At 63.2% G+C, this 13,800-nt stretch carries 12 protein-coding genes; 9 read left to right on the top strand and 3 right to left on the bottom strand.

Annotated features, from left to right (window positions below; all coding sequences use genetic code 11):
- The first annotated feature begins 149 nt into the window (after positions 1-149).
- A complete protein-coding gene (glpX, locus tag FB466_RS06410) occupies positions 150-1,082 on the top strand; it encodes a class II fructose-bisphosphatase (RefSeq protein WP_141917859.1) in 933 nt (310 codons plus the stop codon).
- Between the two features lie 155 nt (positions 1,083-1,237).
- On the opposite strand, the gene FB466_RS06405 is transcribed toward glpX, so the two are convergent.
- The gene (locus FB466_RS06405; RefSeq protein ID WP_141916980.1) at positions 1,238-2,494 is read right to left on the bottom strand and encodes a DNA recombination protein RmuC; all 1,257 of its coding nucleotides are present in this window, start codon (positions 2,492-2,494) and stop codon (positions 1,238-1,240) included.
- Positions 2,495-2,596: 102 nt separating this feature from the next.
- The gene (locus FB466_RS06400) at positions 2,597-4,045 is read right to left on the bottom strand and encodes a CitMHS family transporter (protein ID WP_141917857.1); all 1,449 of its coding nucleotides are present in this window, start codon (positions 4,043-4,045) and stop codon (positions 2,597-2,599) included.
- Between the two features lie 244 nt (positions 4,046-4,289).
- Between FB466_RS06400 and FB466_RS06395 the strand changes: the two genes are divergently transcribed.
- From FB466_RS06395 to FB466_RS06385, 3 genes are read left to right on the top strand one after another with little or no spacing between them, the layout of a single operon-like run.
- A complete protein-coding gene (locus FB466_RS06395) occupies positions 4,290-5,966 on the top strand; it encodes a sensor histidine kinase (RefSeq protein ID WP_246054561.1) in 1,677 nt (558 codons plus the stop codon).
- Positions 5,963-6,637, top strand: a complete 675-nt coding sequence (locus tag FB466_RS06390; protein WP_342777447.1) for a response regulator — start codon at positions 5,963-5,965, stop codon at positions 6,635-6,637. The genes FB466_RS06395 and FB466_RS06390 overlap by 4 nt, the downstream gene beginning before the upstream one ends.
- A gap of 49 nt (positions 6,638-6,686) precedes the next feature.
- A complete protein-coding gene (locus FB466_RS06385; protein WP_141916976.1) occupies positions 6,687-8,192 on the top strand; it encodes a CoA-acylating methylmalonate-semialdehyde dehydrogenase in 1,506 nt (501 codons plus the stop codon).
- 27 nt (positions 8,193-8,219) lie between these two features.
- Here the strand turns inward: FB466_RS06385 and FB466_RS06380 are convergent, their stop codons facing one another.
- On the bottom strand, positions 8,220-8,831 hold the full coding sequence (locus tag FB466_RS06380) for an exonuclease domain-containing protein (protein ID WP_141917854.1): 612 nt from the start codon (positions 8,829-8,831) through the stop codon (positions 8,220-8,222).
- A gap of 61 nt (positions 8,832-8,892) precedes the next feature.
- Between FB466_RS06380 and FB466_RS06375 the strand changes: the two genes are divergently transcribed.
- The 5 genes from FB466_RS06375 to FB466_RS06355 all read left to right on the top strand — a co-directional run bounded on the left by FB466_RS06375 (position 8,893) and on the right by FB466_RS06355 (position 13,754).
- Positions 8,893-9,795 carry a DMT family transporter gene (locus FB466_RS06375; RefSeq protein ID WP_211344779.1) on the top strand — a complete coding sequence of 301 codons (903 nt, stop codon included), beginning with the start codon at positions 8,893-8,895 and terminating at the stop codon, positions 9,793-9,795.
- Positions 9,796-9,806: 11 nt separating this feature from the next.
- A complete protein-coding gene (gene ychF / locus FB466_RS06370) occupies positions 9,807-10,886 on the top strand; it encodes a redox-regulated ATPase YchF (RefSeq protein ID WP_141916974.1) in 1,080 nt (359 codons plus the stop codon).
- A gap of 36 nt (positions 10,887-10,922) precedes the next feature.
- Complete coding sequence (locus tag FB466_RS06365; protein WP_246054560.1) at positions 10,923-11,708, top strand: formylglycine-generating enzyme family protein; 786 nt, start codon at positions 10,923-10,925, stop codon at positions 11,706-11,708.
- A gap of 245 nt (positions 11,709-11,953) precedes the next feature.
- Positions 11,954-13,057, top strand: a complete 1,104-nt coding sequence (locus FB466_RS06360; protein WP_141916972.1) for an amidohydrolase family protein — start codon at positions 11,954-11,956, stop codon at positions 13,055-13,057.
- Between the two features lie 145 nt (positions 13,058-13,202).
- Positions 13,203-13,754 carry a hypothetical protein gene (locus tag FB466_RS06355; protein WP_141916970.1) on the top strand — a complete coding sequence of 184 codons (552 nt, stop codon included), beginning with the start codon at positions 13,203-13,205 and terminating at the stop codon, positions 13,752-13,754.
- Positions 13,755-13,800 lie beyond the last annotated feature (46 nt).

Genomic DNA, 13,800 nt, shown 5'->3' with positions numbered 1-13,800 from the left:
GAACCGGCGAACTAGACTGGGTTCGACCGTGGTGTGTTCACACCACGAGCCTCACTTCCCCGTGGCCCATCCGCCACCCCTAAGGAGATTACGCTGTGGTAAATCTGGACATCGTCTCGCCCGACCTGCAACCCGACCGAAACCTCGCGATGGAGTTGGTACGCGCCACCGAGGCCGCGGCCATTCGCGCTATGCCCTTTATCGGCCACGGCGACAAGAACGCCGCTGATGGTGCCGCCGTTGACGCCATGCGCCAGTTTCTTAGCACCGTGAACTTCAGCGGCGTTGTGGTGATTGGTGAGGGAGAGAAGGATGACGCCCCCTGGCTGTATAACGGTGAGGAGGTCGGCAACGGCCGCGGACCCGCTTGCGACGTGGCCGTTGACCCGATTGACGGTACGAGCCTCACGGCGGCCGGACGCCAGAACGCGCTCTCGGTGATCGCCGTGGCTGACCGCGGCAGCATGTATGACCCCTCCGCCGTGTTCTACATGGACAAACTTGTCTGTGGGCCGGACGGCGTGGGCGTTGTCGATATTCGTCAGCCCATTGGCGAGAACATTCGTGCGCTCGCGAAGGCGAAGGGTGTGAGTACCTCTGACATTCGAGTCGCCGTGCTGGACCGCCCGCGTCACGCGCAGTTGATCGAGGAGATTCGGGAGGCCGGGGCAGGTACCCGCCTCATGCTTGATGGTGATGTGGCCGGTGGTGTTAACGCTGCCCGCTACGAGTCTCGCATTGACCTGTGCGTGGGCATCGGCGGCACCCCCGAGGGCATTATCACGGCGTGCGCGGTGAAGGCACTCGGCGGGGTCATCCAGGGCACGCTGGCCCCCCGCGATGACGATGAACGACAGAAGGCCATCGATGCGGGTCACGACCTGAGCGCCGTGTTGGAGGCTAACGATCTTGTGAAGTGCGACAACACATACTTTGTGGCCACGGGTGTAACCCAGGGCGAGTTCGTGGATGGCGTGCAGCGCAGGGGTCCGATTATTCGCACCGACAGCATTGTGCTGCGTTCAAAGTCGGGCACACTGCGCCGTGTGCGTGCCGACTACCAGGCGTCGCGCTGGGTCTAAGCACCCGAGAGTTTTTCCCACACCACATGCGGATCCGCCGCACCTCTTTTCGGGGTGCGGCGGATTTTTTGTGCCGGTAGCCAGTTCATCTCGAACACGTCGGGCATCATTGGTAACGGTCGGGTGGGGTGCCCTTGGCGAGGGGAGGGAGGGCCTCAGAGCCTTGTGGGGTGCGAATCCTCGGGGCGAGGTGATTCCTGCTGGGGCGAGATTTCGGATGAGGTGAGCGGTTTGGGGGAGGAATCGATCTGCTGCTGCGTGGCGATGACTTTGGATTCGTCGAGCGCGTCGAGTTTGCGGGCTGTAATGAGCACCCGGCTTTCCAGTGACGTGGCGAAACGGTTGTAGCTACTCACCGTGTTCTCGATCGCCTTGCGCAGCTTATCCGAGTGCTCTGAGAGCGTGGCGAGGCGCTGATAGAGCTCCTTGCCTAGGTCGAAGAGATGCTTGGCATCGTCGGTGAGAATATCCTGCTGCCAGGTGTAGGCCACGGTTTTGAGCACCGCCCAGAGGTTGACCGGAGAAGCCAGAGCAATCTTCTTGCTAAACGAGTAGTCAAGTAGGGTGGAGTCGTATTCCAGGGCAGCCGAGAGCAGGGATTCGCTCGGGACAAATGCGATCACGAACTCTGGGCTCGCATCGAGACCCGCCCAGTAGCTGCGGGCAGAGAGAGCGTCAATGTGGCCTCGCACGGCCTTGACGTGTTGTGCGAGGAGGGCGTCGCGGCGGGCGGCCTCCTCACCCGTTGCGGTGAGCGGGATCTGGCTGGCCTCCAAATAGGACGTGAAAGGCACCTTGGCATCAACCGCGATGGATTTGCCGCCCGGCAAACGAACCGTCATATCAGGCCGCCCAACCCCGGCATCCGAGGTAATACTGGTCTGGAGATCGAAGTCCACCCGGTGGGTGAGCCCCGCCGCTTCGACCACGTTGCGCAGTTGTGTCTCGCCCCAGACCCCCCGCGTGCCGTTGTTGCGCAGCGCGCTCGCAAGGGACTCGGTGGTGGCGCGTAATTGTTCGTCGGTCTGGTGGGCGCGCTGGAGCTGCTGGGCGAGAGCGCTGTACTGCCCGGCCCGCTCACGCTCAAGTGTGGACACCGACTCATTCATGGTACGCAGCGTCTCGCGCACGGGGGCCAGGGTTTCGAGGATGCGGCTCTCATCTGCACGAGCGTAGCGTTCCCGCTCTGCGGCCTGCTCCTGCTGATCGAGGAGATGCGTGACCTGGGTGCGGAGTTCGGTGGCCCGAGCCTCGGCGGCGGCGGCTTGGGCGCTCAATTCGGTAACGCGCGCGTGCAGGGCGGGTGTGGTGTCAGAGGAGGGCGTCTGCCGTGACCGCCAGACACTACCCGCGATACCGGCGGCGACGGCACCGATGAGGACGCCAAGAATAAACGGGAACACAGAATCCATGTCTTCAGTCTGCCAGCAGGCACCGACACTGTGAGGAAACACTGACAACGCCGGTCGGCGCAACCTCCAAGGAGATTGCGCCGACCGCTGACCTACCCGGCGCTAACCGAACGGAATGACACCCAAGATGATGCCCACCGCGAGCATCACGAGTGAGACAACGGTTGCCCGCCACAGCACCTTTTTATGGTGATCACCCAGGTTCACGTTGGCCAGCGATACGAGAAGGAGGATCGCCGGAACGAGCGGGCTCTGGAGGTGCACCGGCTGACCGATAATTGATGCTCGGGCCATGCTGATCGGTTCAATACCGAAGTTGGCGGCGCTCTCGGCGAGAATCGGCAGCATCCCGAAGTAGAACGCATCATTGCTCATGAAGAACGTCATCGGGATGCTGAGTACCCCCGTGATGACCGCGAGGAATGGACCCATCGAGTCGGGGATGGCGGTGACCAGCCAATCGGACATTGCCGTGACCATCCCCGTGCCATTGAGGACACCAATCAGCACGCCGGCCGCCATCACCATGGAGACAACACCCACGACGCTCGGGGCGTGCGCAAGAATTGCCTTCGACTGCTGCTTGAGCTGTGGGAAGTTGGCCACGAGTGCGACCGCTGAGCCCACCATAAAGACGTAAGGCAGCGGCACGAGGTCGGCCACGAGCATCACCATGACACCGACCGTGAGTGCGAAGTTGAACCAGATGAGCTTGGGGCGCAGCGTCTCGCGGTTCGGATCAAGCATGGTGTCGGCCATTGCCGTATCGTCCGCACGTACGAGCGTAGCGACGGTCTCGGCCGAGGTAAGCGGCGAGTCGAGGTCTGCGGATGCTCCCGAACGGGAACCGGTCAGCATCCGGGTGAGTCCGCGGCGTGGTTTGCCGCCAAACGTGGAGATGGGCGAGGTCTCGCTCTCGATGGTGGCCGCGATGCTGTAGCCGCTGAGCGACCCCACCCGTTTACGCTCGCCAAGACCGAGGAACCAGGCAAAGGCGAACGTCACTATGAGCCCCGCGATGAGCGAGGGAATCATGGGCACAAAGATCTCGGTGGGCGACACATCGAGGGCCGCTGCAGCGCGCACCGTCGGGCCACCCCAGGGCACGATATTGAGGGTTCCGTTGGCCAGGCCTGCCACGCAGGTGAGCACCACCGGGCTCATCCCGAGCCGCAGGTAGATGGGTAGCATCGCCGCTGTAGTCACAATAAATGTTGTTGAGCCATCCCCGTCAAGTGAAACGGCCGCCGCGAGAATGGCCGTGCCCAGCACCACCTTGGCGGGGTCGTCGCCCAGAGCGCGCACGATGAATCGCACGAGTGGGTCGAACAGCCCCACGTCGATCATGAGGCCAAAATAAATGATGGCAAACATGAGGAGCGCGGCGGTGGGTGCGAGCTTCCCGATGGATTCGAGGATCATGTCTCCGAGACCGAGGCCAGCCCCGGCACAGAGACCAAAAATAGTGGGAACAAGAATGAGGGCGACCATTGGGGTGAGCCGCTTGGTCATGATCAGCACCATAAAAGTAATGACCATGGCAAAACCCATGATGACAAGCACTGGTGACTCCTTTGTCGATGTGGCAGATACTGTGAGGACAACGGTAACGGGGAATCGGGGGAGCGCCTCGGTTCTGTTGACTTTGGCTCAGTTGCTGCGCATAGTGCGAGATCTGCGCATTATGCTCACGGTGAGCCCGGTTAGGATATTCGAGAGTGCTGGCCGAGATTCCGGACCATGCGCCGACGGAAAGAGACACACAATGGCGCGGTCGAGGACAGGGCGGTACCCCGTGTTGCTCCCGCGTCTGCGCTTCGCCACCGAGGTGTTGCTCTTGCAAATCACGGTTGTCGTCGCCATCGTGACGGTGAGCACCGCCGTTTTTGTCACGGCCGGGTTGCACCGTTTGGAGGACGAAGCCAAAGCCACGGCGCTCGCCGTGGCGCAGAGTCTGGCCGAGGATGTTGACGTGCGAGCCCAGGTGGCAACGTTCTCCGCCGACCCCGGGACGCCGTCCGCAGACGATCTTCTGGGCGGCTCATTGATGGAGATTGCCAGGGCTGTTGAGCGGCGCACGGGGGCGCTGTTTGTGGTAATTACGGATGACCACGGTATCCGGTTGGCTCACCCCAACTCCTCGGAACTCGGCCAGCCCGTGAGCACTAGCCCCGCCGCGGCCCTGGCCGGTCACGAGGTGGTGTCCTGGGAGTCGGGCACCCTCGGCGAGTCTGCCCGGGCGAAAGTGCCGGTTTATGCGCCCGGGTCAGATGTGGTTGTCGGTGAGGTGAGTGTGGGGTATGCCAGGGCACACGTTTTTGACAGCATCCTCAACGATTCGGTCCCCGTGATCGCGGCGGCTCTGCTGGCTCTTGCCCTGGGGGTGGGCTCGGCGATTCTGCTCACCCGGCGGCTGCGGAGACTGACGCTCGACCTGCAACCCGAAGAACTTGTCGCCCTCGTACACGACCAGGAGGCGGTGCTGAGCGGCGTTGATGAGGGTGTGATCGGCCTGACCGGGGAGGGCCGGGTTATGGCGTGCAACGATTTTGTGACGCGTCACTTTGGCGTGGCGCATCCCGTGGGTCGTGATCTTGCTACGCTCGGTTTGCCCGGTGAGCTTGTGCGCTTCATCCGGCACACCCCCGTGACCGTGCGCCGGGATGCGGAAACGCTCGTGCTGGAGCAGCGGGTGATGTTTATCGACCTGCGGCCCGTGTTTCGAGACGGTGTGTGCCTGGGTCGCGTCGTCATCATCCGTGACCGCACCGACGTGGAGGCGCTCAGCCGGCGGCTGGATGCGGTGGCGGCCATGACGACCGCGCTGCGCGCCCAGCGTCACGAATTTGCCAATCGTCTGCACACCATCTCGGGCCTTATCACAATCGGTAAAAACGCTGAAGCGCAGAGCTACCTGGCCGGTATTCTGGAGCACGGGCCACTCCGTTACCCCGTTGGCCACGCCGAGCGCCTGACCGAGCCGTATTTGCAAGCCTTTGTGGGGGCCAAGGGGGTTGAGGCTGCAGAGAAGGGCGTGAGTCTGCGCTGTGGGCCTGAGACTCTCGTGACCGATACGCTGGGCGATCCCGAGGACGTGACCGCCGTGCTCGGAAACCTTATTGACAACGCCGTGGCCGCCGCGGTGAGTGGTCCCCGCCGTCCCGCCTGGGTGGAGGTGGAGGTGATGGATGCCGGTGCTGAGCTGCACCTCGCCGTGCTCGACTCCGGGGCAGGGGTCTCCGTTGGGCACATCTTCGAACGACCCCCGGCCCGTGGTGAGACGACCGAGACGGTTGATGATCGGGTGCACGGCCGCGGCTTTGGTCTTCCCCTGTCCCGCGATATCGCCCGGCGGCGTGGCGGTGATGTCTGGTGTGTTCCCGACGAGAGCAATACCCGCGGCGCGCTTTTCTGCGCCCGCCTCCCTGGCGTGGTCATCCCCGCGCCCTGCACACCCGAGGAGACCCGATGACCGTTATGGCTCAACCCCTGCGAGTGCTCGTTGTTGATGACGACTTCTACGTGGCGAATTTGCACCGTCAGTACGTGGACGACCTGCCCGGGTTCACCGCTCTGCCCCCGGTCGGCAGCCTGGCGGAGGCACGCGTGGTAATTGACGCCCAGAGGCCCGACCTGGTTCTGCTCGACGTTTACCTCCCGGACGGGAGCGGCCTGGAGTTGTTGGCCGGGCTGAGTTGCGACGCGTTTGTGCTCACGGCTGCCGCTGAGCGTGCCACGGTTTACCGTGCCCTGCGGGCCGGGGCGCTGTGCTATCTCGTCAAACCCTTCGTTGCCGACTTCCTTGCGGAGCGACTGATGGCGTATGCGCGTTACCGTAACATCCTGAGTTCGGCCCCAGACCTGACCGCGGAGACGATCGCCCGCGCGCAGCGGGTGTTCCATGCGGTTGACGCGGCCGTGGGGCCTGCGGGGCGCTCGGCAACCGAGGGGGCTGTGCTCGCCGCGGTCTCGGCAGCGGGCGGTGAATTATCCGCGCACGAGGTTGCCCGAGCGGTGGGGGTGTCGCGCGCCACGGCTCAGCGCTACCTCACCGCGCTTGCGGCGAGTGGGCAAATCCACATGCGGCTGCGCTACGGTACCACAGGTCGGCCCGAGCATCGCTATGCGGCCTCCTCACGGTAAGTCCCGCACCTTTTCCACACTCAACCTCGCTACCAAAGGACACTCCGTTATGACTGTACAGACCCTCCCCACCGTTGGTCACTGGATTGACGGGGCTGCGTTCGCCTCAACAAGCGGACGCACCGCCCCCATCTATGATCCGGCCCGCGGCATCGTGACCAAAAACGTGGCGCTTGGTAGCCGCGAGGAGGTAGCGGTCGCCGTCGCCTCTGCCCGGGAGGCTTTCCCCGGCTGGCGGGACCTCTCGCTGGCTCGCCGCCAGACGGTGCTCTTCCGCTTCCGGGAGCTGCTTAACCAGCGCAAGGGGGAACTGGCCGAGATTATCACGGCCGAGCACGGCAAGGTACTTTCCGACGCGCTCGGCGAGATTGGTCGTGGGCAGGAGGTGGTTGAGTTTGCGTGCGGTATTGCGCACCACCTCAAGGGGGAGTTTTCGGAGCAGGTCTCCGCCGGTATTGACGTGTACTCCACCCGCCAGCCGCTCGGTGTGGTGGGTATTATCAGTCCCTTCAACTTTCCGGCGATGGTGCCCATGTGGTTCTTCCCCCTGGCGATTGCCGCGGGGAACACGGTGGTGCTCAAGCCCAGCGAGAAAGATCCGAGCGCCGCGCTCTGGCTCGCGGAACTCTGGAAAGAAGCAGGTCTGCCTGACGGGGTATTTAACGTGCTTAACGGTGATCGGGAGGCGGTAGACGGCCTGCTGGCGCATCCCGAGGTGCGGGCAATTTCATTTGTGGGCTCAACCCCCATCGCTCGGCGCATTTACTCGACCGGCGCAGCCGCTGGCAAACGTGTTCAGGCTCTCGGCGGGGCCAAAAACCACATGCTCGTGCTGCCGGACGCCGACCTCACCCTGGTGGCCGACTCCGCTATCAACGCGGGTTTTGGTTCCGCGGGGGAGCGCTGCATGGCGATCAGCGTTGTGGTCGCGGTGGAGCCCGTTGCCGATGAACTGATTGAGGAGATCGCTGAGCGGATGTCCGCCCTGGTCACGGGGGACGGCCGCCGCTCCTGCGATATGGGCCCCCTCATCACGCGCGAGCACCGGGATCGGGTTGCCAGCTACATTGAGATCGCGATTGAGGACGGTGCCACGGTGGTGGTCGATGGCCGCAGCGTACGGCCGGACGGTGCACCCGAGGGATTCTGGCTGGGGCCGACGCTGATCGATAACGTGCCCACAACCTCCCGCGTCTACACCGAAGAGATTTTTGGCCCGGTGCTGAGTGTGGTGCGGGTGCCGAGCTTCGAGGCGGGAGTTGAGCTCATCAACAGTGGCGCGTTCGGTAACGGCACCGCGATCTTCACAAATGACGGGGGAGCGGCCCGCCGGTTCCAGAACGAGATCGAGGTGGGGATGATCGGTATCAACGTACCCCTACCCGTGCCGGTCGCCACATTCTCCTTTGGCGGGTGGAAGGACTCGCTGTTTGGTGACACGAAGGCGCACGGTGCGGAGGGGGTCCGCTTCTACACGCAACTCAAAGCTGTCACTGCGCGTTGGCTTGACCCGAGTCACGGCGGTATTAATCTGGGGTTTCCCGAGAATGACTAGGGTCGCTCAGAGGGTGTCCTGGGTAACTTAGGTCTGCACAAACTGTACGGTGGGCGTGGGCTTCGGCGCTGTTGGACCCAGCGTCTTGAGGGTGAGCCCGGTGGCCTCTGCCAACTCGGCGAGGCTGTGTGACCCGTGGTGGCGGCTCGCATCCACGATGATCGCGGCGCAGGCCTCAGCATCCGCGAGGGCCTCGTGATGCTGAAAGTCGGTGAAACCCGCGGCCTCCGCAGCTGAGGGGAGCCGGTAGGAGGCGAGTTCGTAGGTTTTGCGGGCCACCTGCACACTGCACAGGTAGCTGAGGGGCGGGACGGGGATCTCGGCAACCTCGCAGGCGGCACGGATCACACCCATATCGAAGCCGGCATTGTGGGCAACCATGGTGTCCTCGCCCGAGAATGCGAGGAGTTCGGCAAACTGTTCGCTCCAGTCGCGGGCATCAGCCACATCGGCGGCAACGAGGCCGTGAATTTTGGTGTTCCACATGAGGAAGGCGTCGTGGCCCGGGGCGGGTTTGATCAACCAGGATGCGCGCTCCACCACCACCGCGTCGCGGACCCTCACCAGACCCACGGAGCAGGCTGATGCCCCGTGACTGTTCGCGGTTTCAAAATCTATTGCGGTGAAATCGACGGGCACCAGTCCATAATCGCACATCCCGGCCCGGGGGTGTGCGTCGGTTTGCCGGTAGGGTGGGCGCGTGACCGCCACCGAGCCTCCCGCCAGCCCCGCCCGGATTAACTATCTGCTGCTGGTGTTGGCGAACCTGTTTTGGGCGGGTAATTTTATTGCGGGTCGTCTGGTTGTCACCGAAATCACGCCGTTACAGCTCACCTGGACACGGTGGCTGATCGCCCTCATCATTCTGATTCCACTCGCCCTGCGGGTGGATGGACGGGTCTGGCGTGCCGGTCTGCGCGAGTGGCCCCTGCACGTGTGCTTGGCGGTGCTCGGCGTGATCGGATTCAACCTGTTCAGCTACGTGGCCTTGCAATACACGACGTCGCTCGATGCGGCTGTGGTGGGCAGCATCAACCCCGCGCTGATCGCGGTGGTGGCGGCCATCATCATCCGGGAGCGAATCAAGCCGCTCAACGTCCTGGGGCTCGCCGTTTCGTTGCTGGGTGTGCTGCTGGTACTCACCGACGGCAACCTGCTCGGGACGTTCACGGCCGACTACAACCTGGGCGAGCTGTACATGCTCGGTGCCGTCACGGTGTGGACGTTCTACTCGATTCTGGGCCGTAAGCTAACGACTCCGCCCGTGACCTCAACCGCAATTCAGGCGATTATGGCCGTGATTATCCTCACGCCGTTTATAGCGGTGGGCGGGTTCGACGTCTCGTTGAGCGCGGGAGGGTGGACGGGGCTGCTCTACATCGCGGTCTTCCCCTCGGTGCTGTCCTTTATGTTCTGGAATATTGCGGTGCGCAGGGTGGGAGCGGCCCGTTCGGGGATCTTCCTCAACCTGCTGCCGGTGTTCACCGCACTCCTGGGGCTGCTGATGGGTAACGGGATCAGCGCGGTGCAACTACTGGGTGGGGGCCTTGTGATCCTGGGGGTGAGTGTCACCGTGCGCCCGCCGCGGCGGGCTATCGTCTAGGCTTATCTCTCGTGGCTCTCACTATTGGAATCGTCGGTCTGCCCAACGTTGGCAAGTCCACCCTGTTCAACGCACTCACCCGCAACGAGGTTCTCGCGGCGAACTACCCGTTCGCCACGATTGAACCCAATGTGGGTGTGGTTAACCTGCCCGACAAGCGCCTCAACGTGCTTGCTGAGATCTTCGGGAGTGAGCGCATCCTCCCTGCCGCCGTGTCTTTCGTGGATATCGCGGGCATTGTGGCTGGCGCGAGCGAGGGTGAGGGGCTGGGTAATAAGTTCCTGGCCAACATCCGTGAGGCCGACGCGATTGCCCAGGTGGTGCGCGGATTCGGTGATCCCGACGTGATCCGCCGCGAGGAAGACGGTGAGGTCAACCCCGCGAGCGACATGGAGACCATCAACACTGAGCTGATCCTGGCCGACATTCAAACCCTCGACAAGGCCATCCCGCGGTACGAGAAGGAGATCAAGGGCAAGAAGCTTGACCCCTCCGTGCTGGTGGCTGCGCAGGAGGCGCTCGCTGTGCTCAACGGGGGCACGCCCCTGTCCGCGGCGAAGGTTGACCTGGAGCCTATCCGAGACCTCGGCCTGCTGACCGCTAAACCTTTTATCTACGTCTTCAACGTGGACGAGAGCGTGCTGGGTAACAGCGAGAAGCTCGCGGAGCTGGCCGCGCTGGTGGCCCCCGCCCAGGCGATTTTCCTCGATGCCAAGCTGGAGAGCGAACTCATCGAGTTGAGCGACGAGGATGCCGCCGAGCTGCTGGAATCCATCGGCCAGTCTGAGAGCGGCCTGGACCAGCTCGCCCATATCGGCTTCGATACCCTGGGCCTGCAAACTTACCTCACGGCCGGACCGAAGGAGGCGCGCGCCTGGACCATCCGCAAGGGCGCGAAGGCACCGCAGGCCGCGGGAGTGATCCACACCGACTTCGAGAAGGGCTTTATTAAGGCTGAGGTCATCTCGTTTGAGGACCTGGTGGCGACCGGCTCGGTGGCCGAGGCCCGGGCGCAGGGCAAGGCGCGTATGGAGGGTAAGGACTACGTTATGCATGATGGGGATGTGGTGGAGTTCCGCTTCAACGTGTAAACGGCTAGGCCCACAACACACGTGGTAACTTTGACCATGAGCGCTGCTGCCTTCACACCGCCGAACATGGTCCCCATTCCGCGCACTACGGTGCATATGCGCGATGCGCGGACCAATTTTTCCCGCGATGTTGATCTTTTGTTCTTCGAGATCGGTCAAACAGCTGTCACAGCGGCTGAGTTCGTGACGCTCATGGTCGATGGTGCTGTTTCGGTGGAGATTGACACTACCCCCGCGCATCCGGTGACCTGGTATGACGCGGTGCAGTGGTGCAACTGTGCCTCTGCGCGAGCGGGACTACGCCCAGCGTATGACGTGCGCGAGCGGGAAGTCACCTGGGATGTGAGCGCCGACGGGTTCCGCCTGCCCACTGAGGCCGAGTGGGAGGCGGCCTGTCGGGCAGGGACGAGCCAGCCAACGTATGGTCCGCTTCACGAGATTGCCTGGACCGCGCCCGACCGTGTCGGGGGGCCGCAACCGGTGGCGCACAAAAACCCCAACTCTTACGGGATGTACGACATGCTCGGCAACGTCTGGGAGTGGTGCTGGGACTTCGCCGATACGGGTCGATACGGCGACTACCGTAGTCTTCGCGGCGGTGGTTGGGCCGATCAGAAATGGAGTGTTCGAGCCTCTGTTCGACGGGGTAGTGCCCCGGACGCAGTCCTGGAGGATGTGGGTTTCCGCGTGGCGCGAGGCTCCGTTGGTCCGGGGCACTCCCACGCCGCGCAGGGCTGGTCAGCGGATGCCGACCGACACCGGGCCAACATTCGGGGGCCTCTTCCCGTTGGCTGGACTCCGCACCGCGCCCTTCTGGACTGAATACGGTGGTATCGCCGCACGTCGGTTCGGCGGGTCTGGATGGCGATCGCGGCTACCCGGCCCCCGCTGGTAGTAGGCGTATCTGGTGAGTGCTCCTCGGTCACCCAAACGTGCGGCGAAGCGCTCATCAATGCGGCTCATGCTCACGAGTCTAGGGCGGTCCACCGAGCGTCGGCACATCGAAGCGTAACCATGTAAATGTTAATCCCTAGCCATTCCTCATCCGCGCGGGTAGGGTCGAGACTATGCGTTCACACAGAGCAGGGGCCACCACTTTCACGATCGACAACGTTCGAGTGTTTGACGGTGACGGGCTCAGCGAGTTGCGCGCGGTGCACGCGAAAGAAGGTCTCTTTGTTGATGAACCGGCCACCGAGGTGGTGATTGACGGTGAGGGGATGACCCTCCTCCCCGGCCTGATTGACGCGCATATCCACCTGACCGGTCTGGCCGATCTGGAGTTGATGGCCCGCTGGGGGGTGACGACGGCGTTCGATATGGGCAGCTACCCACCTCAACTGGTTGACACCCTGCGGGCGAGGCCGGGCCTGACGGATATCCGTAGCTCGGGAAGCCCCGCATCTGGTCCGGGTGGTGCCCAGACAACGCTCAATGGCTTTCCGCCCTCGACCGCATTGACCGGCCCAGATCAGGCGGAGCGTTTTGTCCGTGATCGCGTTGCCGAGAGGTCTGATTTCATCAAGATCATTGTCGAGGATCCAGAAGATGTGGGGGATGTCGCCCTCGGCATCGACACCCTCGCGGCCCTCGCCGCCGCCGCGCACGCCCGCGACCTTCGAGTTGTTGCGCACGCACCCACCCTTGCCGGTTACCGCCGTAGTATCAACGCCGGGGTCAATGTGCTCACACACGCCCCGATTGATGGACCCACCGGCCCCGACCTCGTTGCCGATATCGCCGACCGCGGCATCATCGCTGTACCCACCCTGGTGATGATGCGCGGCGTGGTGAGGCTGCACAATCGGCAGGTACCTGAGAGCTGCGCCTACCACTTCACCGAGGACGCGGTGAAGGCGATGCGGGACGCCGGCATTCCGATTGTGGTGGGTACTGACTCCAACGACGCCCCCGGAGCACCCTTCAACGTGGAGCACGGTGTGGCGGTACATGACGAATTGTCGTTGCTCGTGGCGGCAGGGTTGACTCCCGTTGAGGCTCTGCGCGCGGCCACTGTGGTGCCTGCCGCTCTCTTCGACCTTACTGATCGTGGTGCCATTCTGCCGGGGCTCCGGGCGGATGCCTTCCTGGTGGAGGGCGACCCCACCCACGACATCAGCGACACCATGAATATTCGCGGGGTGTGGGGTGCCGGATACCGTATCCGGTAGGTGGATCTGAGCACTGTCAGTGGTAGAGAATATGCTGCTCACATGGAGTCAAAAAACCCGAAAAATCTTGATTTTCCGCCTTGTGCCGACCACATAGCAGCCCTCGCACTAGGTCGCATTCGGGGGTCTTTTCGGCGCGACGTTCGTGAGTGATTGGGGTGCGGGGCGCACCCGGTTAGTCATCCAGCCGGTCACTGACGTCGGCGCAATCATTGAGGAGTTTGTTGTCGATCTTGACGGTTGCCTGCCGCTGGACCAGGTGGAGCGGGTGGCTCGGTCGATTCCCGGACGTCTGTCTCCCGTTCCCTATCGTCTCCACGCGACACGCAACATCGTTGAGTGGGGAGCCTCCGGAAACCTTGCCGACTACCTGTTGCAATTTCTGGCCCAGCCCTACGTGTCAGGGGCCTTCTACCTCTTCCTGGGGGCGTGGATTGACCACTTATTTGGGCGGCGCAGGGCCCGTAAACCGCCCGACACCCTTGATGCGGTGAGTCAGGCAACCCACACAGTGCTGCTTCGACATCCCGATCTGGTGGAGACGGACCTCGACCTGTGGTCAACCGAGGAAAATCGTGACGACGGCACCATCACAGTGGTGCTCAACGGGCCGTCCGTCGAGTACCGGGTGGCTGTTCGTCGTACGCAACGGGGAATTACGATCTGCCGGATTCGTGAGGCTCAGCGGACAGGGTGAGAGGGGGCGGGCGGATGCTACGATCCAGACGTGACCGCTACCTCCC

Origin of the sequence: Klugiella xanthotipulae, assembly GCF_006716695.1 — a bacterium.
Lineage (GTDB): Bacteria > Actinomycetota > Actinomycetes > Actinomycetales > Microbacteriaceae > Klugiella > Klugiella xanthotipulae.
Note: the sequence above shows the minus strand (reverse complement) of the source record. Positions and strands in the feature narration are given on the sequence as shown.

What these genes read in the sequence shown, in the direction of transcription:
- glpX (WP_141917859.1), top strand. Translation starts at nt 150, where the DNA reads ATGGAGTTGGTACGCGCCACCGAGGCCGCGGCCATTCGCGCTATGCCC.
- FB466_RS06405 (WP_141916980.1), bottom strand. Translation starts at nt 2,494, where the DNA reads ATGGATTCTGTGTTCCCGTTTATTCTTGGCGTCCTCATCGGTGCCGTC.
- FB466_RS06400 (WP_141917857.1), bottom strand. Translation starts at nt 4,045, where the DNA reads ATGGGTTTTGCCATGGTCATTACTTTTATGGTGCTGATCATGACCAAG.
- FB466_RS06390 (WP_342777447.1), top strand. Translation starts at nt 5,963, where the DNA reads ATGACCGTTATGGCTCAACCCCTGCGAGTGCTCGTTGTTGATGACGAC.
- FB466_RS06385 (WP_141916976.1), top strand. Translation starts at nt 6,687, where the DNA reads ATGACTGTACAGACCCTCCCCACCGTTGGTCACTGGATTGACGGGGCT.
- FB466_RS06365 (WP_246054560.1), top strand. Translation starts at nt 10,923, where the DNA reads ATGAGCGCTGCTGCCTTCACACCGCCGAACATGGTCCCCATTCCGCGC.
- FB466_RS06360 (WP_141916972.1), top strand. Translation starts at nt 11,954, where the DNA reads ATGCGTTCACACAGAGCAGGGGCCACCACTTTCACGATCGACAACGTT.